The organism is Methylocystis bryophila (assembly GCF_027925445.1).
Classification (GTDB): domain Bacteria; phylum Pseudomonadota; class Alphaproteobacteria; order Rhizobiales; family Beijerinckiaceae; genus Methylocystis; species Methylocystis bryophila.
In genome coordinates, this window is record NZ_AP027149.1 from 4,182,314 (window position 1) to 4,205,239 (window position 22,926).

Here is a 22,926-nt window from a genome sequence, read left to right on the forward strand (position 1 = left end):
GGCCTTCAGCGAGCTTGCGCGACGCCGCTGGGCTTGGGCTTCTCTTCCGAGCCTTTCGCCTGACCCGAGACGACGGATACGCCTGCATCCTTTTCAGCGGCGGCAAGAGCCTCGGGTGTGCCGGAAAGAAAAGCGGCGAGGTCTTCGGCGCTTCGATCTACGAAGGCTGCGAGAGATTTGTCGTCGACGGCGTCCCAAGGGTTCGCCTCCGTCTTCAACGCGGTCTCGTCCATCAGACGCTGCACACGGCGCCCCTGACGATCGTAGACGTCGAGCACACAGGCAAGGCGCGCCCCGCCGGGCGCCGGCAAGGTGGTCAAATAGCCTCGAATCCGGTAGTGAGCCGCTTCGGTCTTGGCAAGCGCCACGTCCCGGGACTGCACGGCTTTGTCGAATTGCTCCCGAAACCTTTCCGAAACGGTCTCGGACGGCCCGTCGAGGCTCGCAAAGGCGAGGCTCGCGCCTCGCGGGCTGACGCCGGCTCTGGCCTCGGGCCGAACATGCGGAGCGCTGGCGACGAGCGATCGGTCGCCCCGGTCCGGCAATGTGTCGAGGCAGCCGCTAAGCAGCGAAGCCACGAAAGCGATCTCAATTCCCAGCAGCGACCGGCGCCTAGCTTCCGTCTTGATCGACAAGCTCCCTCCAGGAAAAGCGCGGTGAGGCTGTGACGGTCACGATAGACTGGACGGCGCGCGTGGTCAAAACGACGTCCCGGAAGCCCGTCCGCAAGAAAGACTTGCGCGCGCGCCATTTATGGAAAAAACAGATGAGCCCGCTTGTTTAGCGGGCCGCTAGGGAGGATCCCGACGGTGCAAATGAAGGAAGCCAGCTCGGATGCGCCGCTGAAGCTCAGCGCTGTCCGCTCGCGCGCGCTCGTCGGTCGGCAGCGTCCTCCTGGCGACAAGTCCATCTCGCATCGAGCCTTGTTGCTTGGATTGTTGTGCGTCGGCGAAACGACGATCGAAGGTCTTCTCGAAGGCGAGGACGTGCTGCGAACGGCTGAGGCATGCCGGGCTCTCGGCGCCACCGTCACGCGTGGCGCCGCGGGTCGCTGGAGTGTGAGAGGCGCGGGTCTCGGCTCTCTCGTCGCGCCTCGAGAAACGCTCGACTTTGGCAATGCGGGCACCGGGTCGCGGCTGATGATGGGCGTCGTCGCGGGGCATCCGATCGCCGCCCGTTTTGACGGCGACGCGTCCTTGCGCAAACGCCCGATGCGGCGCGTGCTGGAGCCGCTCATAAAACAGGGCGCGCGCGTGCTCGAGGAGCACGAAGGCGGACGCCTGCCCATTCTTCTGCAGGGCTCAGGCGCCCCGTTCCCCATAGAATATCTGACGCCCGTGGCTTCCGCCCAGATCAAATCGGCGGTCCTGCTTGCCGGTCTCAATTCGCCGGGGCGGACTGTCGTCATGGAGCGCGAAGCGTCCCGCGACCACACCGAAAAAATGCTCAACCACTTCGGGGCTCGCGTCACCGTCGAGCCCTATAATGGCAGTGGGCGCAGGATCGCCTTGGAGGGGCGGCCGAATCTGCGGGCCACGACAGTGCGCGTGCCAGCGGACCCTTCTTCTGCAGCCTTCCCGCTCGCCGCGGCGCTGGTCGTTCCCGGCTCGGACGTGCTGATCGAATCGGTGATGATCAATCCATTGCGTTGCGGTCTGATCGAGACCTTGCTCGAAATGGGCGCCGATATAACGATCGAGAATCGACGCGGAGAGAGCGGGGAAGAGGTCGCTGACTTGCGAGCGCGCTACTCACGCAATCTGCGGGGCGTCGAAGTCCCGGCGGCGCGAGCGCCGTCCATGATCGATGAATATCCGATTCTGGCTGTGATCGCGGCTTTTGCCGCTGGCGGAACGATCATGAGGGGGCTCTCCGAGTTGCGCGTGAAGGAATCGGATCGCCTTGCAGCCATTGCCGCGGGACTGGAGGCGAACGGCGTCTCCTGCAATATTCAGGGTGATGATCTCTATGTTGAGGGCGCCGGAGGCGCTGTTAGGGGCAGCGGTTTGGTCAAGACTCATCTCGACCATCGCATCGCCATGAGCTTCCTCATCATGGGTTTGGCTTCTAATGAATCGGTGACGGTGGACGACGCCAGCATGATCGCGACGAGCTTCCCCGACTTTCGGGAGCTGATGGGAAGTCTCGGAGCGAGCTTCGCGTGAGTGGCCTTGTCATCGCCATTGATGGTCCCGCCGCCTCCGGAAAGGGAACGCTTGCCCGGCGCTTAGCGGAGCGCTTCGGCTTGCGGCACCTCGACACCGGATTGCTTTACCGGGCGACTGCCTGTGTTCTCTTGGATGAAGGTTTGCCGCTCAACGACGTTGAGGCGGCTACTGCAGCCGCCCGCGGACTTTCGCTTGTGGATTTCGACGAAGCGCGCTTGCGTTCGCGGGAGATGGGGGAAGCAGCCTCTGTAGTCGCGGCGATCCCCCCCGTCCGCGCGGCGCTCGTCGATCTACAGCGTCGCTTCGCCGCCTGCGAAAAAGGCGCGGTGCTCGACGGCCGCGACATTGGCACCGTGATATGCCCGAATGCCCGGGTGAAAATATACGTGACGGCGTCGCCCGAGACGCGAGCCCAACGTCGGGCGCTCGAGCTGACGGCGCGCGGCGAAAAAACGGATTACCAAAGCGTGCTCGCCGATGTGAAGAAGCGCGACGAACGCGACGGATCGCGTTCTGTCGCCCCTCTCAAACCAGCCGCCGACGCCATCGTGCTTGATACGAGCGATCTCGACATTGAAGAGGCGTTCCGCGTGGCGGTGGAGATCGTCGAGCGGGCGAAGCGGTGATTGCGGGCCCCGAATCGTAATGGGCGATAGGCCTGCGGGGACTCAAGGACGACCCATGACCAAAGCCCGGTCCATTTTCGTCTGTCAGAATTGCGGCGCGATCACCAATCGCTGGCAGGGCCGTTGCGACTCGTGCCAGGAGTGGAACTGCATCGTCGAAGAAGTCACGGAGTCTTCTGGTCCGAGCCGCTCGAAGCGCGGACGCCTCTTGGCGCTCGAAGACTTGTCCGCAGAGAGCGAAAGCGCTGCGCGCATCGCTACGGGCTTCAGCGAATTCGACCGCGTCCTGGGCAGCGGCTTCGTCCGAGGATCGGTCACGCTGCTGGGCGGAGAGCCGGGGATCGGCAAGTCAACCCTGCTGATACAGGTTTGCGCAGCGCTCGCGCGACAAGGCAGGCGCGTGATTTACATATCAGGCGAGGAAGCGCTGGCGCAGGTGCGGCTTCGCGCTCGAAGACTCGGCTTGATGGACGCGCCGGTGGAGCTCGCCTGCATCACCGAAGTTGAGGACATCATCGCAACCTGTGCAGCGGGCGCTCCAGCCGCACTGATTGTCATCGACTCTATCCAAACCATGCAGAGCCAGACCGCCGACTCTCCGCCGGGCTCCGTCGTGCAGGTGCGCGCCAGCGCTCAGGCGCTGCTGCGCTTCGCGAAGAAAAGCGGCTCATCGCTCGTGCTCGTGGGTCACGTGACCAAGGATGGCCAAGTCGCCGGCCCCCGAGTCGTCGAGCACATGGTGGATGCGGTGATGTCTTTCGAAGGCGACGCCAGCCATCATTTTCGCTTGTTGCGCGCGTCGAAGAACCGCTTCGGCGCGACCGGCGAGATCGGGGTCTTTGAAATGACGGGACTGGGTCTCGTCGAGGTCGCCAATCCCTCCGCGCTGTTTCTATCAGGCCGCGATGCCGCGGCGCCAGGCGCGGCCGTGCTCGCCGGCATGGAGGGCCAGCGCCCTATGCTCATCGAAATTCAGGCCCTCGTCGCCCCAAGCGCCCCCGGGACCCCTCGCCGCGCCGTTGTCGGCTTCGACCAAAGCCGTCTCGCGATGATCCTCGCGGTGCTCGAAGCGCATGGCGGCGTGAAGCTGTCGCTTCACGACGTCTATCTTAATGTTGCGGGCGGAATGCGCGCCGACGAGCCCGCGGCGGATCTCGCAGCGGCGGCGGCGCTCGTCTCCTCGCTTCTCGGCGTCCCTCTGCCGGCCGAGCGTGTTTATTTCGGTGAAATCGCGCTCTCCGGGGCGATCCGACCCGTCATTCACACGGACGCTCGACTCAAGGAAGCCGGAAAGCTGGGTTTTCGAGAAGCCGCGCTCGCGCGCGCGCAGCAGATGGGAGACAATAGCCGCTCGGCTGGCGTCGCCGCTTGCGAGATACCCAATGTGGCTAAGTTGATTGAGATGGTCGTCGAGTCGGCGCCGTCGAGGCCCCCGAACAAGAACAACAGGAATTGAGCAGTTCTTTATCGCCTTATCGATCCTTGCTCTATTTCAAAGAAAGCTCTGAGGATCGACATCGACTTGCACGCGCACTCCTCCTCGCGCGGGGGGGCCTCCCTCGAGAAGATCGCGAAGAAAGCCTTGCAGATTCGCGCGGCGCGGCGCCTTGATCAAGAGGCGGAAGCGAAAGCGACCTCTCAAGAGCGCGATGGGCGCCTCGGCCGGCCCGAGCACAGCGATCTCATCCGGCTCCGGAAGCCCCCCCGCCGCAGCCAACCGGTAAGCGGGAGTCGGCGGCAATGAGTGGGCGGCGCGGACCAATGCGCGAGCATGCGCCTCAGCGAGCCCCGCGTCTCGGCCCGAGACGATCAAGGCGGCAAGCCGGCCGAAGGGTGGAAGACCAGCCCGCTCACGCAAGGAGATCTCTTGGGCATAAAAGTCCTCCGGGTCGCCGCAGAGGAGCGCGCGCATGACCGGATGTTCGGGGTGATAGGTCTGAATGAGGGCCGCGCCCGGCTTGTCGCCGCGTCCAGCTCTTCCCGTCACCTGCGCGAGCAGTTGGAAGGTGCGCTCGGAAGCGCGCGGGTCGCCGCTCCCCAGCCCCAGATCCGCATCGACCACGCCGACAAGCGTGAGATAGGGGAAATTATGCCCCTTTGCCACGAGCTGTGTGCCGATAATGAGATCAAAGGATCCCTTAGCGACTTCCTCGAGCTCCCGTCGCAGCCGTTCCGCGCCGCCGGGAAAATCTGAAGAGAGCACAAGAATACGAGCGTTGGGGAATAGCTTCGCGGCCTCCTCCGCGATACGCTCGATTCCGGGCCCGCAGGGAGAAAGCGTTTCTTCTGCATCGCATTCGGGGCACACATTGGGTCGTTGCTCGACATATCCGCAGTGATGACAGATCAGCGCGCGACGGAATCGATGCTCGACGAGCCATGCGTCGCATTGTCGACAGCGAAACCGATGGCCGCAACTGCGGCACAGAGTGAGCGGCGCATAGCCTCGCCGATTAAGAAAAAGCAAGGCTTGCTCGCCACGCGCTATGGTCTCCCCGATCGCCCGCGCAAGGCGCGGCGCGAGCCAGCGCCCCTGGCCGGGACCTTCGATGCGCATGTCGATCGCGTCAGCCCGGGGAAGAAGTCTGGCCCCGGCTCGCGCGCGCAGCCGCAAATGCGCGTAGCGCCCTAATTCCGCATTCACGCGCGATTCGATCGAAGGCGTTGCGGAGGAAAGCACAAGAGTTGCGCCTTCAATGCTCGCCCTCACGACCGCCATGTCGCGAGCGTGGTAGCAGACGCCGTCCTCCTGCTTATAGGCGCCGTCGTGCTCTTCGTCGACGACGATCAGCCGCAGATTGGCGAAGGGCAAGAACAAGGCTGACCGCGCGCCGACGACCACCTTGACTTCGCCCGTAGCGCAGCCGCGCCAGATACGCGAACGCTTGCGGTCGGCGACTGATGAATGCCACTCTGCCGGCCTGCCTCCAAAACGTTGCGCGAAGCGCTCCAGAAATTGGCTCGTCAAAGCAATTTCGGGCATCATGACGAGAGCTTGCTCGCCCTGCTCCAAAGCCGCAGCGACCGCCTCGAAATAGACTTCCGTCTTTCCCGAACCCGTGACGCCTTCGAGCAGAAAAGGCTGATAGGCGCGCAAAGCGACCGAGCTTCGCAATGCCGAGGCGGCTTTCTCCTGTTCCGTTTCAAGCGTCGACTGAGCGTAATCGGAGGTCAGAGAATCTGCGATTGCGCTTGCAGGCGCTTTGATCGCTTCTAGCGCGCCGTCGTCGACGAGCGCATCGACGACGGAAGGCGAACATCCAGCGGCTCCGGAAAGCGCCTTCTTTGAGAAAACGAGCCCCCCTTCCGCAGCCGCCAGCACGCGCGCGCGAGTCGGCGTCTCGCGTTGGGGCCTAGCTCCCGTCGCCCGGTAAACCAAGCGGTCTGGCTCAGCTTCCGCGCTCTCGGCGGAACGCGTCGCGAGCCGAAGCGCCATGCCGCGCGGCGCAAGCGTGTAACGCGCGAGCCAGTCGACGAAATCCCGCAGCTTCTGTGAAAGAGGCGGGCGAGCGTAGCGGGAGATCACGGTCTTCAAATTGCCGGGCGTGTCCGCCGAGCCCCGCACCTCCCAGACGACGCCGTAGGTCGACTGCCGGCCCAATGGAATCTCGACGTGTTCGCCCGGAGCAAGCCTCAGCGCAGGGGGAGAAAAATAGCTGTAGGTCTGGTCCACCGCCAAGGGCGCGAGCACCTCGACGATCTGCCCCGCGGCGTCGGCGTCGTTCATGAGAAACTTCTTAGCATTCTCAGTGCGTTGATGGCAGAAGCGAAGAAAACCTGCTATCTCCGGCAGCCATGCCTACGGATCCCGCCCCGCGACACTATCCCCACCGCCATCTCCTTGGCATCGAGGGCCTTTCCCGTCCCGATATTCTGACGCTGCTCGATATGGCCGAGGATGCAATCGAAGTCTCGCGTCAAATCGAAAAAAAGAGCTCAAAGCTTCGCGGACGCACACAGGTCAATTTGTTCTATGAGGCCTCGACCCGCACTCAGGCCTCATTTGAGATCGCCGGCAAGCGTCTCGGCGCCGACGTCATGAACATGTCGACGGCGAAATCCTCCGAGAGCAAGGGCGAGACCTTGCTCGACACGGCCATCACCTTGAACGCGATGCGACCCGATATCATCGTCGTGCGCCATTCCCAGGCGGGCGCCGCGCATCTGCTCGCCCGCAAGGTGGATTGCGCCGTAGTGAACGCCGGGGACGGCGCGCATGAGCACCCAACGCAAGCTTTGCTCGACGCCTTGACCATTCGACGCAACATGGGCCGCATCGAAGGATTAACCATTTCGATTTGCGGAGACGTGCTGCATTCGCGCGTCGCACGCTCCAACATTCTGCTTCTCGGCGCGCTCGGCGCGAAACTGCGGGTGGTGGGCCCGCCGACCCTCGTTCCCCGTGGTTTCGAGAGGATGGGCGTGGCAGTGTTCCACGACATGACGCGGGGCATTGAGGGCGCGGATATTGTCATGATGCTGCGCCTGCAGCGGGAGCGCATGAGTGGCGCGCTTGTTCCAAGCTCGCGAGAGTATTTTCAGTTTTTCGGCCTGGATGAGGAAAAGCTGAAAGGCGCCGCAGCCAATGCGCTCGTCATGCATCCAGGGCCGATGAATCGGGGCATCGAGATCGATTCCTTCGTGGCGGACGGCGCTCGCTCCCTGATTCGCGAGCAGGTCGAGATGGGAGTCGCGGTACGCATGGCGGTGCTCGAAGCCTTGGCGCACCATCTGCCAAACGCCTGAGGGCGGCTTGGTTACAAGTCTAAACGCTGGCTTCGAGGCCGCGCGCCCAGCCTTCCTTGATCTCGGCAACGAAATCGGCGAGGCGCCGCATGGCGATCGCCTCCCGCAGTCCGGCCATGAGCTCCTGATAATAGGCGATGTTCACCTGAGTGAGCAGCATCATGCCTAGGATTTCCCGCGCCTTGAAAAGGTGATGTAGATAGGCGCGTGAATAGTCTCGTGCGGCCGCGCACGAAGATTGCGGGTCAAGGGGAGCGCGGTCATCCGCATGACGCGCGTTCATCAGATTCACTTTGCCGAAGCGCGTATAGGCCAGCCCATGACGCCCCGCTCGCGTTGGCATCACGCAGTCGAACATGTCGACGCCGCGCATCACGGCTTCAACAATGTCGTCCGGCGTGCCCACACCCATCAGATAATGAGGCTTATGCTCGGGAAGATGCGGCATCACCGTGCGTATCATGTCGATCATCACGTCCTGCGGCTCGCCGACCGCAAGCCCGCCGATCGCGAGACCGTGGAAATCCATGCTGCTCAGGGCCTTCGCGCTTTCGATGCGAAGCGGCTTCACGGCGCCCCCCTGCACAATCCCAAAGATTGCGCGGCCTGGAGCCTCGGCAAAGGACTTGCGTGAGCGTTCGGCCCAGCGCAGCGAAAGCCTCATCGCGCGTTCTGCCTCCGCGTCGGTGCAGGGCAACGGCACGCATTCGTCGAGCTGCATCTGAATGTCGGAACCGAGCAACGCCTGAATTTCCATTGATCGCTCAGGGGTCAGCAAATGTTTTGAGCCGTCAATGTGCGATTGAAAAGCGACGCCCCGTTCATCAAGCTTACGAAGCTTGGAAAGCGACATCACTTGGAAGCCGCCCGAATCGGTCAAGATTGGTCCCGGCCAGCGCATGAATTCGTGCAGTCCGCCAAGGCTAGCGATCCGCTCCGCCCCTGGGCGCAACATGAGATGGTAGACGTTGCCGAGAACGATGTCGGCTCCAGCGTCGCGAACGTCCTGCGGGAACATCGCTTTCACTGTCGCCGCGGTGCCGACGGGCATGAATGCGGGAGTGCGGACGACGCCTCGCGCCGTGAAAATACGGCCGCTGCGCGCGTCCCCATCGCCAGAGTCGATCTCGAAAGCGAACCGGCCGGTCATCCCCGTCTTTCCCTGGAACCGAGTCGAGCGATTTTCACCACTTCATAGTCGCCGGCGTCGGACTCATTCCAATAAACCTGAAAGCGTGCGCCGACGCCGACGCGAAGGTCACGGAGGTTGGTCCGCCATCTCCGGGCTGCGCTGGCTCCGAAATCTATCTCTCCGTCACGCCTTAAGATAAAGGGCCGACTGCGATCGCCGTCGAGATCGAAGGCGCCGAAGAGATCCCACGGGGCAAGGATGCTTCCGGTTTCGGCGTCGAGCCGGATATCGACCGTCATCGTCGCCTCCGTCGGATCATCTCGCCAAAGCGCCTTCATGCGCGCATCATATGTATTCATGTCCGGAATAGCAGGGTCGCATCCCCGTAAGAATAGAATCTGTAGCCCTGTCGAACCGCGTGAGCATAGGCGGCCTTTAAGCGATCCAGTCCGCCAAAGGCGCAAACGAGCATGAACAGCGTCGAGCGCGGCAGATGAAAATTGGTCATCAGCGCGTCAACAACGCGGAAGCGATATCCCGGCGTGATGAATATGTCCGTCTTGGCTTGGAAGGGCTCGAGCCTTCCGCTCGCGCATGCCGCGCTCTCGAGGCAACGCAGCGCGGTGGTGCCCACCGCGACGATGCGTCCGCCGCGGCCCTTGATTTCATTTAGCGCCTCCGCCGTTTCCTTGGACAAAGAACAATATTCGGCGTGCATCACATGGTCCCGCGTGTCCTGCGCTCTGACGGGCAAAAATGTGCCTGCTCCCACCTGCAAGGTCAGTCGATGCAGGGATATCTTCGCGGCTTCGACGGAGCGCAAGAGCTCCGGGGTAAAATGTAAGCCGGCCGTCGGCGCGGCGACAGCGCCGGGCTGCGCCGCAAATAGGGTCTGGTAGTCGCTCTCGTCGCGAAGGTCGGGCGCGCGCCGAGTGGCGATATAAGGAGGCAGCGGAATGGAGCCGCAGGCCTGTATCGCTTCCTCAAGCGCGGAACCCGACCGGTCGAACGCGAGCGTGACTTCGCCCGCCTCGCCTCGCGCCTCGACCTCCGCCTCCAGCGACGGATTCGCGCTCGGGCATTCTGTCGGCGTCCAGCCAAAGCTCAAGCGGTCGCCCACGGCGAGTTTTTTGGCCGGTCTCGCCATGGCTTGCCACGAGCTCGGCGATCGTTGCTCGATGAGCGTCGCTTCGATCTGCGCCTTGGTTCCCTCTCGATGTCGGTAGCCGTGAAGGCGCGCGCGAATAACCCGCGCGTCATTGACGACAAGAGCGTCGCCGGGGCGCAGAAGATGCGGCAAGTCGCGAACATGGCGGTCTTCCAAGCGATCCTCGCCCGCGGGAAGAACCAGCATTCGCGCGCTATCTCGGGGGTCGGCGGGGCGTAACGCAATCGATTCTGCCGGCAAGTCGAAGTCAAAGAGATCCACGCGCATTGTTTGACCGAATTCGGGGAATTTTACGCCGGCAAGCGAGGCTCATTCGCCCTCGCCAAACCGAGAGGCGATAAGCGCCTCCAAGGCGTCGAGCGCCTTCTCCGCGTCTTGCCCCGTTGCGGTGACGCGCAGCGTCGAGCCTTTTGCCGCTCCGAGCGTCAAGATCGCCATGATGGAGTCCCCGCCCACGGTCTCGTCGTCCTTCGTGATGCTGATGACGGACTCATAGGCTTCGCAACACTGCACAAATTTCGCAGTGGCGCGCGCGTGCAGCCCCTTCTTGTTGACGATCACGAAGTCGCGAGTGAGCGTTTTTTCAGGGGAGTGAGACTCTCGTTCGATAGTGTCCGGGTTCACTTGCGAGCCTCGGTCGGCTCCCTTGGGGTGGAGCATCGGGGGCTTAAGATCCTGCTCGCGACGTTGACATATTTTCGTCCCGCGTCTTGCGCCTGCAGAACGGCTTCTTCTAATGTGTGGCCTTCTCTCACCGTAGCAAGCTTTATGAGCATCGGCAGGTTGACGCCGGCCAGCACCTCGACGTTACTGCCGTTCATAACCGAAATTGCGAGATTGGAGGGTGTGCCTCCGAACATATCCGTAAGGAGCACGACACCCTCGCCGGTATCCGCGAGCCGGACGGCCTCAAGTATCTCCAGTCGCCGCCGCTCCATATCGTCTTCAGGTCCGATGGAGATCGAAGCGATCTGCTTTTGAGGACCGACGACATGCTCGAGCGCAGCGAGAAACTCGAACGCGAGATGTCCGTGGGCCACCAGGACAATTCCAATCATTCGGCATTACCGTTCGTTGCGATGTCACACTGGACGACACAGCGATAGGCCGCCGTCCCCAGCGCCCAGCCCTTGCCCATTACAGTCCCCCTCGGCAGCCGAGGCGGCGGATCATTGGCCTGACCCGGTGCCGCAGCATATCGACACATTCCGTCACGCAGGCGTTTCGCCATCATATTTTGTGCAATGCGGCGAAATTGGCAAGAAAAAAGCGGCGACATGGGTCAGCGCGACTCAAGATATTGTAAAAATAGAGATATTTTGACGCGATCCAGCCCATCCCGCATTTCGAGCACGAGCTTGGGCACCGGTAGCCCGCAGATTTCTTCATACTCACGCCTAAGCTCGGCCGGGCGGCCAGGACCGTTTCCCTCGGATGAAGAGAGGTCGACAAGCCCTCTAATAACTGCACCGCTTTCAAAAGGAACGGACACGATACCTATTCCGCGCACCTCGATCAAGCCTCTGTTGGCAATGTGCGGTCGAGCGATCAGTCGCCCATTGCGGTTCTCGAGCGCAATCCGATCATCTCCAACGAGGCAGGCGAACTCGCCCTTCAGGCGCGCCTCGGCGACGAGCATCATGCTCAGCGCGCTTTTGCCAGCGCCGGAGCCGCCGCGCAACAGCAAGCCCATTTCGCGCAGCACGAGAGCGTTGGCGTGCATCCACTGAACGGAGTTGGGAGATGTCATGGATGGGCTTTGAACCAAAGCGCAAAACGCGCGCCGAGCACGAGATCGCGTTCGGTGGGATCATTTAAGCTCGTCGACGCGTCCGTGCCCTCGGGACAGCCCACCGTTCGGTTCAAAGCGCGTATGCGCCCCCCATGCGCCTCGACGATCTGTCGCGAAATCGAGAGACCAAGACCGGAGTTATTGCCAAATCCTTGATTGGGACGATCCGTGTAGAATCTTTCGAACACCTTTTCGAAGGCGCCTTGCGGAATGCCTGGGCCATCGTCATCGATGAGGATTTCATATCCCTCCCGCCGATAACCGGCCATATCGATGCCGCTCTCGGGCCGCAGCAGGACGCGCACGCGCCGACCCGGCGGGGAGAAAGACCGCGCGTTTTCGATGATATTGTCGAATACCTGGGCGAGACGCGAGTCATGTCCAAGCACTCGCCAGCCCTTTCTCGCGCCTTCTCCAATGGGATCCTGCTTCGTCAATTCGATTGTTACTTGGTCCTGCCGTTCCACCGCGTTCCCAATTTCAACGACGGCTTCCAGCATTGCGGAGAGGTCCAAGGGCGTCATGACGGCGCGCGCAAGCTCGGCGTCGAGGCGAGACGCGTCGGAAATGTCGGTGATGAGCCGATCCAACCGGGCAACGTCGTGCTTGACGATTTCCAGCAGGCGATCACGGGCGGACTCAGTCTTGGCGATTGGCAGAGTCTCCACAGCGCTGCGTAGAGACGTGAGCGGATTTTTGAGTTCGTGCGCAACATCCGCGGCGAAATGTTCGATCGCCTCAATGCGGTTGTAAAGAGCGCGAGTCATGTCGCGTAGAGCGCCGGAAAGGTGACCAATCTCGTCTTGACGGTCAGAAAAATCAGGAATTTCCTGACGAGATTTCACCCCTCGCCGAACTCTGTCTGCAGCTTCCGCGAGCCGGCGCATCGGTTCCGCAATGGCGTTTGCGAAGAGCAGCGAGAGCAAAGCCATCACGCCCGCGGAAACCAGGAATATCCTAATAATAGCCCAGCGCTCATAGCTAATGATACGATCAATCTGCCCACTAAGCGTTGTGAGCATCAGTGCGCCGAGAATCCGATGACGCCCCTGAATCGGCACAGCGATAGAGACGATGGTTTCCCCCTTCGCATTCGCGCGAATAGCCGGGATAGACGCCTCACGCGGCATCGAATCTTCATCTAACGCCATTTTCACTTCTTCATAAGATTTCCCATTGCTGGTCCCTATATCTTCATACAAGTTAAGCTGCGGCCGCATCCACCGCCGAAGCGCGGCCATGAATTCTTCAAACGCCGTTGGTTTTGCCGATAACTTCTGTGTTGCAGTTAGAACATCTTCGCTCAGGCCCGGCGTGACTGCGCGCTTGGCGTTTTCAATCAAGGCCTGCGAGTCGACCAGAAGGTCCCCAGTTCGGTCGTAGACGCGCGCCCTCGTGTGGGTGACATTGACAAATTTGAAAAGTATCGGGCCGATGCGCTCGGGGTTGAGCGAGAAGCCTGGCGCGCCGTGACCAGCATCCACTTGCCCTCGTCTCGCTTGAGGCGAGTTGCTAGGCGCTTCCTCCGGAACGACCGTGAAGTCTTCTGCGTCCTCCTGACTAGCGGAGTCGGCCATCACTTGAGCGATGATTTTCGCCTGCGTTTCCAGGCTCTCCAATCGAGCGCCGATCAAATTTTTCTGAAACTGACTGAGATAAAGAAACCCGCCCAACAGAGCCACAAGCCCGCCCAGGTTCAATACGACGATCCGTCGGGTAAGCGAGGAAGCAAAACGCGCTTGCGCACCCCGAAGCATCCGGGCGACTCGCACCGAGGCGGCGCGACCTGACCGCCTGGCCGTCCGAGCTACCGGCTGCGCCGTTCTCGGCGCCTGCCCCCCGTCAGTCATGGATCGCGCAAGTTCCTGTGCCGGCGGCGAAACTCAGGCTTCGCGGAAGCGATAGCCCACGCCGTAGAGCGTTTCTATCATTTCAAAATCGGAATCAACCAGTTTGAATTTTTTGCGCAGTCTTTTGATGTGACTGTCGATCGTGCGATCGTCAACATAGACCTGGTCATCGTAAGCAGCGTCCATGAGCGCGTTGCGGCTTTTCACCACGCCAGGGCGCTGAGCCAGCGCATGCAGGATCAAAAACTCGGTGACCGTCAGCACCACCGGATCACCACGCCAAGTGCAGGTGTGACGCTCCGGATCCATCGTCAGCGCGCCGCGCTCTAAAACTTTGGCTTCCGACTCTTTTTGGGCGGCGACTTCTTTTGGGTTGGCGCGCCTGAGGATCGCCTTCACTCTTTCGACAAGCAGGCGCTGGGAAAAGGGCTTATGAATGAAGTCGTCCGCGCCCATCTTGAGCCCAAACAGCTCGTCGATCTCTTCATCCTTCGACGTGAGGAATATCACGGGCAAGTCGGACTTTTGTCGGAGCCGACGCAACAGCTCCATGCCATCCATACGGGGCATCTTAATGTCAAAGATTGCGAGGTCCGGAGGATTGGCGCGCAAGCCCTCTAGCGCCGCAGCCCCGTCGGTATAGGTCTGCACGCGATAGCCTTCTCCCTCCAGCGCGATGGAAACGGAGGTGAGAATATTGCGATCGTCGTCCACGAGAGCGATGGTAGGCATCATCAAATCCTGCTGTTGTTCTGCGCGCCATCCAATCGAGTGGACGAAGAAATGCTGGCTAAGACCGCAGGCCTCACACGGCAAGGCGCTCCACTGCGCTCAGACGGACGCGCATGACGCAGACCCACATCTAACGGCCGCTCCGATTCTTTTCCACGGCGCATATATAGGCCTTCTTATCGAGTCCCGCGACTCTCGAAATGACACGGGCGCCAGGTGAGACCGCGACGCGGAGCAGGAGAACGCCTCCGACAACGAGGCAAAGAGGACTCACTCCGACCGTTGGACGCAGCACGCCTGTCTGTGACGGCAGTCAACCACCAAAGCCGAGCAAACGCCAATGCTGCGGCCAAGCCTGCGTCACGCGTCGCCGACACGACGCGAACAGAGCCAAAAAACGGTCGCTCGGCTCACCTCCAGCGCCGGGCCAATTTTGGACGAATTTCTTTGGAAGGCAAGCCGCTGGCCATTTTCGAAAAACTAGGTCAACCTCAAGCAATCGAAATGACAGCTTGCTGTGGCCCGCGCGATCAAAACTGTGGTTCGTTCCAACGGCTCCATGCGTCCCAAGATCCTTGCCGGATTGCGCTTGAATGAATCCATTGTTTCCCGACCGATCCGCGCTCATCCGCGACCCTCTCGGGTTCCTTGCGCACAAAACCAGTAGCGCAGACACTGCCTCGACGCCCCTAAGGCTGGGATTTCATCGAGTTCACTTGGTTCGAGACTTAGCGCTGATCCAAGATGCGCCCTTTCGCCCGGGAACGCTTTGTGTCTCCACCTCTCCATCTGCTATGCTCTTGCCAATGGCGACGGATGAAGCTTCCCATAAACACGGAAATACGCCGACAAAAGCGAAAATAGAACCAGGCGAATCTCTGGAGATCATCGAAGCCCTAGCCGACGATCTTCTCGCAGATTTACGTAGAGCGGCTTTTTCTGCTCTCCGGCACGCTTCCTTCGACGCCTGGCGCTTTTCGACTATTCTTGCCACAAAATTCACTTTTACAGCCCTCTTTGGAGTAAGATCAGCATTGATAATCGACGAGGAATTGTTTGCACATCATGCCCAATTTGTTTCCGTCTCTAGAGACCTGAATTCTATAAACATCATCTGCAACCAAAAACGTCAAATACGGGATAGAGAGCGGTCCTGCAAGCAATCTTTGCAATTTATAGAGTCAGCAATACAAACAGCATTTACGCATATGCAGTCTAGGAGCATCTGCGGATATGCCTACAGCGCCACCCATCCTTCCTCTCCTTCCGAAGAAATTTTTCAGCTAGCGCATGCGATCCAGCAAGCCACGGCTGAAGCTTTTTTCTGGGGCATCTTTATGCTTTCTCACGACAAAACTGTAAGCTCAGCTATTGAAAAAGAGGCTGACGCATGCGCCTCACCGAACGGAGATATCAATAAGAATAAGCTGCGACTGGCGCACACAGCCAAAGACGCTTCTCTGGAAATTCTGCGATTGTCACCGCTACATAATATGATTATTTTTCTTGGCCAAACGGATACTAACTTGAGTCGACTCAAATTTCTGCCTAATGACAAGATTCTGATATCACCCCATGTAATTTTCAGATCGGAACGGTACCTCCAGAAAGCGAGTTCCGTAATCATAGGGCGACAATATCCTAGAGATTTGCCTGCATTATATCATTTGTCCTGCGGTGGTGGAATTGTTTTTCAGATCGTTCTATTGAACCTCATGCTTCTCCTCATCGATCTTACCGCGGCGTTTGAGCTTGAACTCGTCGAAGGCCCTCCTGAATTTAAGGTGACGCCGAGCTTCCTGGGAGCGCGTCCAGACCTAAAGCTGCGCCTTAATTATAGACGATCAAGGTTGTTTCGCTATGCTGAGACCCTTCAGCCATAACAAAACGCTGGCGCCGCGAGCCGGGGACCCCGCTAAGCCGCGTCCCGATCGCGTAGAAACATGACCGGAAAGCCGTTTCTCGCTTTTCCGGGACATGCCCGAAAGCCGCCGCGAAGAGCGGCGGCTCCGCGGCGAAACGGAGCCGCGGCGGGAGCCATTAAACACGCGCGCGGTTTCTCGCCGAAGTTAATCCACGCTTAACTGTAAATTTCCTAGCTTCTCGCATAATCCTGCCCATTGGCGTTCAGCCGAGGGTGAGCGCGGCTTCGAGCGCGGCAAAGAAGGCACACTCTCTCATGACCCGCGGGCAGACCATCGCACCCGTCCCTGAGTCCCTGCGCGACACGGCGCGCAAGCGCGTGATTGAGCTCGCCGGATTGCTGCTTCTTCTCCTGTGCGGGGCGTTGGCGCTGGCCCTAGCGACTTGGTCGACGCGAGATCCATCGATCAATCATGCGACCGATTCGCCCGTGCGCAATTGGCTTGGATCGCCTGGCGCGATCGTAGCCGATCTGATCATGCAGACGATCGGCGTTGGCGCGGCGCCAGCGCTTCTTCCGCTTGCCGGCTTTGGCCTCCGGCTCATAGGGCGCCGTCGCTTTGACAGACCGCTTTGGCGGGCTGTGCTGTGGCTCTTGGGCGTTTGCTGCGCGGCGACGGCCGCCGCCCTGCTCCCGGTCACCGATCGTTGGCCGCTGCCCACGGGGCTCGGCGGGGTGCTGGGCGACACGCTGTTCTCGCTGGGACGGCGCTCAGTGGGGGGCGGCCCCCTTGGGGCGGCAGTCGTTGGCCTCGTCGCAGTCCTTGGAGCCATTCTTTGCCTAACGGGAGCCGCGGGCATGGGCTTCAACGGCGCAAGGGAAAGCGCGGATGACGCGGTCAGCCGGGCTCGCGGAGCGCGACAGTCTGAGGAATATGACGAGGAGGACGTCGCCGGCGAGCCGAGCGCCGCGCTGGTCTGGCTTGGAGCCCTGCTTCACTACGCCATGACCGCCCACGCAGGAATCAAAGGCCTGTTTGCCGAGCGCAAAGCGAGGAGCGCCGCGCGGGAGACGCGGGTCGAGCAGCCCATCCCCCCTTTTTCCGACTCAAAGCGAGAGCCGACCTTCGATTACCCGGCGAACGCCCCGGATATTAGCCCTGGCGAGCCAAGAGCGAAAAGCTCGCGTTCGGTGACCCCATTTGTCTCGCGCCCGCGCGATTCCGAGCCGGCTCCTTCGCGACCGAGCGCGTCCTCGGCGCGCAAGCCCCGATACACCGCAGAAGTTCGAGAGCAGTCTTACGCGTCGCCGTCGCTCGAGCTTCTGACCGAGCCGAAGAAGCCGTCCGGAGCAGCTAAGCTTTCGCCGCAAGCGCTTGTTGATAATGCGCAGGAGCTCGAAAGGGTGCTCGAAGACTTCACGGTGCGCGGAGAGATCGTCAATGTGCACCCCGGACCGGTCGTGACGCTTTACGAGCTGGAGCCGGCGCCCGGCGTCAAATCCTCGCGCGTGATCAGCCTCGCCGATGACATCGCGCGCTCCATGTCGGCGATCTCGGCGCGAGTCGCGGTCGTCCCTGGCCGCAACGCGATCGGCATCGAGCTGCCGAACCAGCACCGCGAGATGGTCTATTTGCGAGAATTGCTCGCCTGCCCGGAATTCACGGAGACAAAACACAAGCTGGCGATCGCCCTCGGCAAGACGATCGGCGGCGAGCCCGTCGTGGTCGACCTCGCGCGCATGCCCCATCTTCTGGTCGCCGGCACCACCGGTTCAGGCAAGTCCGTCGCGATCAACACGATGATCCTGTCGCTGCTTTATCGGTTGAAGCCACAGGAGTGCCGACTCATCCTCGTCGATCCGAAAATGCTCGAGCTCTCGGTCTATGATAATGTTCCGCATCTGCTCACCCCCGTGGTGACCGATCCGAAGAAGGCTGTCGTCGCGCTGAAATGGGCGGTGCGCGAGATGGAGGATCGCTATAAAAAAATGTCCAAGGTTGGCGTGCGCAATATCGACGGATTCAACGCGCGTGTCCTGGAAGCGCGCGCTTCGGGCGAGGTCATAACGCGCACCGTCCAAGCAGGCTTCGACCCCGAGACCGGAGAAGCAATCTACGAAACGGAGGAGATGGATCTCGCGCCCCTCCCCTATATCGTCGTGATCGTCGACGAAATGGCGGACTTAATGCTCGTCGCCGGCAAGGATATCGAAGGCGCGATCCAGCGCTTGGCGCAGATGGCTCGCGCGGCGGGCATCCATCTGATCATGGCGACGCAGCGCCCCTCGGTCGATGTGATCACCGGGACGATCAAGGCGAATTTTCCCACGCGCATTTCCTTCCAGGTGACCAGCAAAATCGACAGCCGCACCATCCTCTCCGAAATGGGCGCCGAGCAGCTCCTGGGGCAGGGCGACATGCTCTACATGGCGGGTGGCGGCCGTATCTCCCGGGTGCATGGCCCCTTCGTTTCAGACGCAGAGGTTGAGAAGGTCGTGGCCTATCTGCGCACGCAAGGACAGCCGTCTTACCTCGACGCGATCGTCTCGGAAGAGGAATCGACCGACGACGGCGAATCGTCCGCGCCTGGCTCGATGTCTGCGGAGGAAGGCGGCAACCTTTATGATCGCGCCGTAGCGATTGTGCTTCGCGACAAGAAATGCTCGACAAGCTACATTCAGCGACGGCTATCGGTCGGCTATAACAAGGCCGCGTCGCTCGTGGAGCAGATGGAAAAAGAAGGGCTGGTTAGCCCACCCAATCACGCGGGCAAGCGAGAGATTCTTGTTGGCGGCGGAGTCGATCGCGGCGCTTTCGATGTAGAGGCCGCGGAGTAGGAAATTCTCTGCCGCCAAGCGCAGCAGCTTTGCAAAGCCAAGCTTCGTTAGGAACATTCGGCGGAGCAGCGTGCGAGCCACGCAACTCCGAGGGTCCAAGAATGGCTACGTTTAGCGCCATCCGCATTGACAGGGACGAGGCCGGCCAACGCGCCGCCTATGTCGTGATGCATGACGCCGAATTGATGAATGGGGATGTCGAGATCGAAATCACCCACTCGACTCTGAACTATAAGGACGGACTGGCGATCACCAGCAAAGGCCCGGTCGTACGCCGATTTCCGATGATACCCGGGGTGGATTTCACCGGCCGCGTCATGGCGTCGACGCATCCCGGTTTCCATTCGGGCGACCTTGTCGTCGCGGGCGGCTGCGGGCTTGGCGAAGCGCATTACGGGGGATTGGCCCAGAAAGCCCGGGTTTCTGGCGAGTGGCTCGCGCCTCTGCCCGAGGGGATTTCTCCAGAGGAGGCGATGACGATCGGCACGGCCGGCGTCACCGCCATGTTTTGCGTGATGGCGCTGGAACGGTTCGGCTTGGAGCCCACAAGAGGCCCCATCGTCGTGACGGGAGCAGCAGGCGGCGTGGGCTCGATCGCTGTCGCCTTGCTCGCGCGGAGCGGTTGGCGCGTCATCGCGATCACCGGCCGCCAGGAGGAAGCCGATTATTTGATCCGCCTCGGGGCCGCCGAGGTCATCGACCGCAATGAATTCGCCGCGCCGGGCAAAGCCTTGCAGCAGCGCCGCTTTGCCGCGGGCGTGGACACGGTCGGCTCCACGACGCTCGCCAACATCCTCTCGCAGATCGATTACGACGGCGCCGTCGCGGCCTGCGGCAATGCGCGCGGCATGGACCTGCCGGGAAGCGTCGCCCCCTTCATTCTGCGCGGCGTCTCGCTCTTGGGCGTTGAAAGCGTGCGGCCGCGTCTCGAGATGCGGCGCGAGGCCTGGACGCGGATCGCGCGCGAGCTTGATCACGCCGCGCTCGCCGAGATTCGTGAGACAATCCCCTTCTCCCAAGCCTTGGCGCGGGCGAAAGATCTGATCGACGGCAAGGCGCGAGGACGCATCGTCGTGGAAATTGGCTGAAACTCCGCTGCCTTGCTCCTTTTCAAGGCGCCCGCTATAAGCGCCGCGTCTTCCCTCAACCTCAAAAAGAAGAGACGCCCGCCCATGGCGATCGAACGCACTTTCTCAATCCTCAAGCCCGACGCGACGCGGCGCAACATCACTGGCAAGGTCAATGCGCTCATCGAAGGCGCAGGACTCCGCATCGTCGCGCAAAAGCGCGTGCACCTGACGCGCGGTCAGGCCGAGACTTTCTACGCCGTGCACAAGGAGCGCCCTTTCTTCGGCGAGCTCGTCGAGCAGATGTCGGCGGCGCCCGTCGTCGTGCAGGTGCTCGAAGGTGAGAATGCGATCGCCCGCTATCGCGAGGTCATGGGCGCAACCAACCCAGCCAACGCCGCGCCCGGCACGATCCGCAAGGAATTCGCGCTGAACGTCGGCGAGAACACGGTGCATGGTTCCGACGCGTCGGAGACCGCGAGCGTCGAGATCGCTCAATTTTTCTCCGGCAATGAAATCGTGGGCTAAATCACACTGCGTTCAGGCGGAACCGCCTGAGCGCAGAAAACATGATCGATTCCAAAAAAGTTAGAGCGGAATTTGTGTGAAAGACCGGATCCCGCTTTTTCGCGTCGCGCTCTAGCGTCAGCCCTCGGCCTCGACCGCGCAGCAACTCGCCGTTTTTGGCGGAATGTCGCCGTAGGGTTAGTGGTATAGGCACGCCATGACCGAGGGCTCTAAGGCAGTCCCGCTTAGACGAGGCTGGACCACGGGCGCATGCGCGACGGCTGCGGCGCGAGCGGCCTTTGTCGCGCTATGCCGTGAAGGGCCGCCGCCCAATCCCATCACGATCTTTCTCCCCTCCGGTCAGCGCGTGGATTTTGCTGTCGATGCGGTGGAGCGAGGCGATGGCTTCGCCAGCGCCGGGGTCGTCAAGGACGCGGGCGACGACCCTGACGTGACGCATGGCGCCACGATTGTCGCGAAGGTGAGGCGAAACCGGCCCAGCGCCGGCGTGAGCTTTGGTGCAGGGCCTGGAGTTGGAACCGTCACGCGGCCTGGCCTCCTGCTCGCTGTCGGAGAGCCGGCGATCAATCCCGTGCCGCGTGCGATGATAAGGGAGAATATCGCAGAGGCGGCGCACGAGCTCGGCGCATTGCCCGACGTATCGATCGAGCTGTCGATCCCCGGAGGCGAAGAAATCGCGAGGCGCACGCTCAACGGAAGGCTCGGCATTGTCGGCGGACTTTCCATCTTGGGCACGACTGGCGTGGTCGTGCCCTATTCTTGCTCGGCCTGGATAGACGCGATCCATCGCGGCGTGGACGTGGCGAGGGCTTGCGGCGCGCGCCATGTCGCCGCCGCGACGGGCAGCGTTTCGGAAGGCGCCGTGCGCAGGCTCTATGACCTGCCCGAGGAGGCGCTGATCGAGATGGGGGATTTCGTCGGCGCCTTGCTCAAATATCTCCGGGCTCATCCCGTCCAGAAGCTGACGCTCGCTGGCGGATTTGCGAAAATGACGAAGCTCGCGCAAGGCGCGCTCGATCTTCATTCCGCGCGATCCACGCTCGATCTTTCCGCGCTTGCGCGCCTTGCCGCTTCGGCCGGCGCCGACCCGGCGCTCGCGGGCAGCCTCGCTGGCGCAAATAGCGCCCTGGAGGCGCTCCAGCTCGCTTCGCGCGCGGGTGTCGATCTTGCCTCGCAGGTCGCTGATCGAGCGCTCGAGACCGCGATCCGCGCTCTGGCCGCTCCCCAGATCGAGCTCGAACTCATCGTCTTCGATCGTGAAGGCAAGCTTCTTGCGCGGGCGACGCAATGAAGGATGACGGGTCCATAGCTGTGAATCCGCAACTGCGCCTCGTCCTGGGCGGCGCGCGCTCCGGAAAAAGCGCTTTCGCCGAGAGCCTGATCGCTGCGTCGCCACCGCCCTGGATCTATTTGGCGACGGCGGAAGCGCTCGACGAGGAGATGGCGGCGCGGATCGATAAGCATCAGGCGCGACGCGATTGGCGATGGCAAACGATCGAGGCGCCGCATCGGCTCTGCGAAGCGCTCGCCGGAGCGCCGGAGGACGCGCCCGTACTCATCGATTGCTTGTCCCTGTGGCTCACCAATCGCCTGCTCGCCGGCGCCAATCTCGACGTCGAGATCGACGCGCTCGTCGAGGCTTTGGCCTCACGAAAAGTTCTGACCGTCGCCGTCTCCTCTGAGGTCGGCATGACAATCGTTCCTGAAAATGCGCTGGCCCGCGCCTTTCGCGACGCCGCCGGCGAATTGCATCAGGCCGTCGCACGCGTTGCGGGGAGCGTGACGCTCACCGTCGCGGGATGCCCGCTGCAGGTTAAGGGATAAAACCGATTCTTGTCGGAAGCTTAGATTATAGAACGATCATGAAGTCCGCGCGATTAGACGCCGGCGGAGAAGGCGTCGCGAAGTCGCGCAATTTGCTGTCCCACCGGGCTGGGTCTTTGCGAGCTGTGGCCGGCGGGAGCGTGGATCAATTGGTCCAGATGGATGACGCGCGCCTGCAGACGCATCGAGTGAATTGACAAATGGCGCAGCTTTTCTGGGAGCGCCTCAAAGACTTCCGGGTTTGAGGCAAGGTCCTGTTGCGAGAGCTTCACCCTATGGCGTTCGCTCGCCGCCTGCGAGCGCGTCATCTCACCGTGGTTGACGGCGCGCTGCAACAACAGCCATGAGGCAATTTGCATCAGACGCGTGGTCAACCGCATGCTCTCGGCGGCATAGGCGAGCGAGGCCGCGCGCGGGAGCGCTTTCGATTCTTCGCGGCCCTGTCCGTCAAGATAAGCCGCCGCCTCTTCGACGAGCGTCATGCCCTCGCGAAAGAGCGCCGAGAAGCCTTCTGCAGATGTCAAGCGGTCGATGAACGAAATCGGCTGCGACCCGCTTTCGACTGTTTCTTTGGCACGCATCACACGCTCA

General features: G+C 61.5%; 21 protein-coding genes. 10 read left to right on the forward strand and 11 right to left on the reverse strand.

Annotated elements, in window-relative coordinates; genetic code table 11:
* Window positions 1-5: 5 nt before the first annotated feature.
* On the reverse strand, window positions 6-578 hold the full coding sequence (locus QMG80_RS19340; protein WP_158658608.1) for a hypothetical protein: 573 nt from the start codon (window positions 576-578) through the stop codon (window positions 6-8).
* A 237-nt stretch (window positions 579-815) separates the two neighbouring features.
* Here QMG80_RS19340 and aroA point away from each other — a divergent pair, with 237 nt between their 5' ends.
* Genes aroA through radA form a run of 3 tightly spaced genes read left to right on the forward strand, consistent with a single transcriptional unit; the run spans window position 816 to window position 4,250 of the window.
* Window positions 816-2,165 carry a 3-phosphoshikimate 1-carboxyvinyltransferase gene (gene aroA, locus QMG80_RS19345; RefSeq protein ID WP_085770653.1) on the forward strand — a complete coding sequence of 450 codons (1,350 nt, stop codon included), beginning with the start codon at window positions 816-818 and terminating at the stop codon, window positions 2,163-2,165.
* The gene (cmk, locus tag QMG80_RS19350; protein ID WP_085770654.1) at window positions 2,162-2,794 is read left to right on the forward strand and encodes a (d)CMP kinase; all 633 of its coding nucleotides are present in this window, start codon (window positions 2,162-2,164) and stop codon (window positions 2,792-2,794) included. The genes aroA and cmk overlap by 4 nt, the downstream gene beginning before the upstream one ends.
* 55 nt (window positions 2,795-2,849) lie before the next feature.
* On the forward strand, window positions 2,850-4,250 hold the full coding sequence (gene radA / locus QMG80_RS19355) for a DNA repair protein RadA (protein WP_085770655.1): 1,401 nt from the start codon (window positions 2,850-2,852) through the stop codon (window positions 4,248-4,250).
* Between the two features lie 36 nt (window positions 4,251-4,286).
* Here the strand turns inward: radA and QMG80_RS19360 are convergent, their stop codons facing one another.
* Entirely contained in the window at window positions 4,287-6,521 is a 2,235-nt protein-coding gene (locus QMG80_RS19360) for a primosomal protein N' (protein ID WP_085770656.1), read from the reverse strand.
* A gap of 68 nt (window positions 6,522-6,589) precedes the next feature.
* On the opposite strand from QMG80_RS19360, the gene QMG80_RS19365 reads away from it, so the two are divergent.
* The gene (locus QMG80_RS19365) at window positions 6,590-7,540 is read left to right on the forward strand and encodes an aspartate carbamoyltransferase catalytic subunit (RefSeq protein WP_085770657.1); all 951 of its coding nucleotides are present in this window, start codon (window positions 6,590-6,592) and stop codon (window positions 7,538-7,540) included.
* A 19-nt stretch (window positions 7,541-7,559) separates the two neighbouring features.
* Here QMG80_RS19365 and tgt read toward each other — a convergent pair whose 3' ends face one another.
* The 8 genes from tgt to QMG80_RS19405 form a co-directional block, all read right to left on the reverse strand.
* Entirely contained in the window at window positions 7,560-8,690 is a 1,131-nt protein-coding gene (gene tgt, locus QMG80_RS19370) for a tRNA guanosine(34) transglycosylase Tgt (protein ID WP_085770658.1), read from the reverse strand.
* Window positions 8,687-8,971 carry a hypothetical protein gene (locus QMG80_RS19375; RefSeq protein WP_245300075.1) on the reverse strand — a complete coding sequence of 95 codons (285 nt, stop codon included), beginning with the start codon at window positions 8,969-8,971 and terminating at the stop codon, window positions 8,687-8,689. Before QMG80_RS19375 ends, tgt begins: the two co-directional genes overlap by 4 nt.
* Window positions 8,972-9,027: 56 nt before the next feature.
* On the reverse strand, window positions 9,028-10,107 hold the full coding sequence (gene queA, locus QMG80_RS19380) for a tRNA preQ1(34) S-adenosylmethionine ribosyltransferase-isomerase QueA (RefSeq protein ID WP_085770660.1): 1,080 nt from the start codon (window positions 10,105-10,107) through the stop codon (window positions 9,028-9,030).
* A 42-nt stretch (window positions 10,108-10,149) separates the two neighbouring features.
* A complete protein-coding gene (locus tag QMG80_RS19385) occupies window positions 10,150-10,464 on the reverse strand; it encodes an HPr family phosphocarrier protein (protein WP_245300076.1) in 315 nt (104 codons plus the stop codon).
* On the reverse strand, window positions 10,461-10,898 hold the full coding sequence (locus QMG80_RS19390) for a PTS sugar transporter subunit IIA (protein WP_085770662.1): 438 nt from the start codon (window positions 10,896-10,898) through the stop codon (window positions 10,461-10,463). Before QMG80_RS19390 ends, QMG80_RS19385 begins: the two co-directional genes overlap by 4 nt.
* Window positions 10,899-11,122: 224 nt before the next feature.
* Entirely contained in the window at window positions 11,123-11,590 is a 468-nt protein-coding gene (locus QMG80_RS19395) for an HPr kinase/phosphorylase (RefSeq protein WP_085770663.1), read from the reverse strand.
* Window positions 11,587-13,482: a stimulus-sensing domain-containing protein gene (locus tag QMG80_RS19400; protein WP_085770664.1), complete on the reverse strand. Its 1,896-nt coding sequence runs from the start codon at window positions 13,480-13,482 to the stop codon at window positions 11,587-11,589. The genes QMG80_RS19395 and QMG80_RS19400 overlap by 4 nt, the downstream gene beginning before the upstream one ends.
* A 33-nt stretch (window positions 13,483-13,515) precedes the next feature.
* A complete protein-coding gene (locus QMG80_RS19405; protein WP_085773530.1) occupies window positions 13,516-14,214 on the reverse strand; it encodes a response regulator transcription factor in 699 nt (232 codons plus the stop codon).
* A gap of 593 nt (window positions 14,215-14,807) precedes the next feature.
* Between QMG80_RS19405 and QMG80_RS19410 the strand changes: the two genes are divergently transcribed.
* The 6 genes from QMG80_RS19410 (at window position 14,808) to cobU (ending at window position 22,335) form a co-directional block, all read left to right on the forward strand.
* Entirely contained in the window at window positions 14,808-16,097 is a 1,290-nt protein-coding gene (locus QMG80_RS19410; RefSeq protein ID WP_158658609.1) for a hypothetical protein, read from the forward strand.
* 296 nt (window positions 16,098-16,393) lie between these two features.
* Entirely contained in the window at window positions 16,394-18,916 is a 2,523-nt protein-coding gene (locus QMG80_RS19415; protein ID WP_085770666.1) for a DNA translocase FtsK, read from the forward strand.
* 101 nt (window positions 18,917-19,017) lie between these two features.
* Window positions 19,018-20,004 carry an acrylyl-CoA reductase (NADPH) gene (gene acuI / locus QMG80_RS19420; protein ID WP_085770667.1) on the forward strand — a complete coding sequence of 329 codons (987 nt, stop codon included), beginning with the start codon at window positions 19,018-19,020 and terminating at the stop codon, window positions 20,002-20,004.
* Between the two features lie 84 nt (window positions 20,005-20,088).
* Complete coding sequence (ndk, locus tag QMG80_RS19425; protein ID WP_085773531.1) at window positions 20,089-20,511, forward strand: nucleoside-diphosphate kinase; 423 nt, start codon at window positions 20,089-20,091, stop codon at window positions 20,509-20,511.
* A 196-nt stretch (window positions 20,512-20,707) separates the two neighbouring features.
* Window positions 20,708-21,802, forward strand: coding sequence for a cobalt-precorrin-5B (C(1))-methyltransferase (locus QMG80_RS19430; RefSeq protein WP_085770668.1), 1,095 nt, complete (start codon window positions 20,708-20,710; stop codon window positions 21,800-21,802).
* Window positions 21,799-22,335: a bifunctional adenosylcobinamide kinase/adenosylcobinamide-phosphate guanylyltransferase gene (gene cobU / locus QMG80_RS19435; RefSeq protein ID WP_085770669.1), complete on the forward strand. Its 537-nt coding sequence runs from the start codon at window positions 21,799-21,801 to the stop codon at window positions 22,333-22,335. Before QMG80_RS19430 ends, cobU begins: the two co-directional genes overlap by 4 nt.
* Before the next feature lie 53 nt (window positions 22,336-22,388).
* Here cobU and rcdA read toward each other — a convergent pair whose 3' ends face one another.
* Complete coding sequence (rcdA, locus tag QMG80_RS19440) at window positions 22,389-22,916, reverse strand: protease adaptor protein RcdA (RefSeq protein ID WP_085770670.1); 528 nt, start codon at window positions 22,914-22,916, stop codon at window positions 22,389-22,391.
* Between the last annotated feature and the right edge of the window lie 10 nt (window positions 22,917-22,926).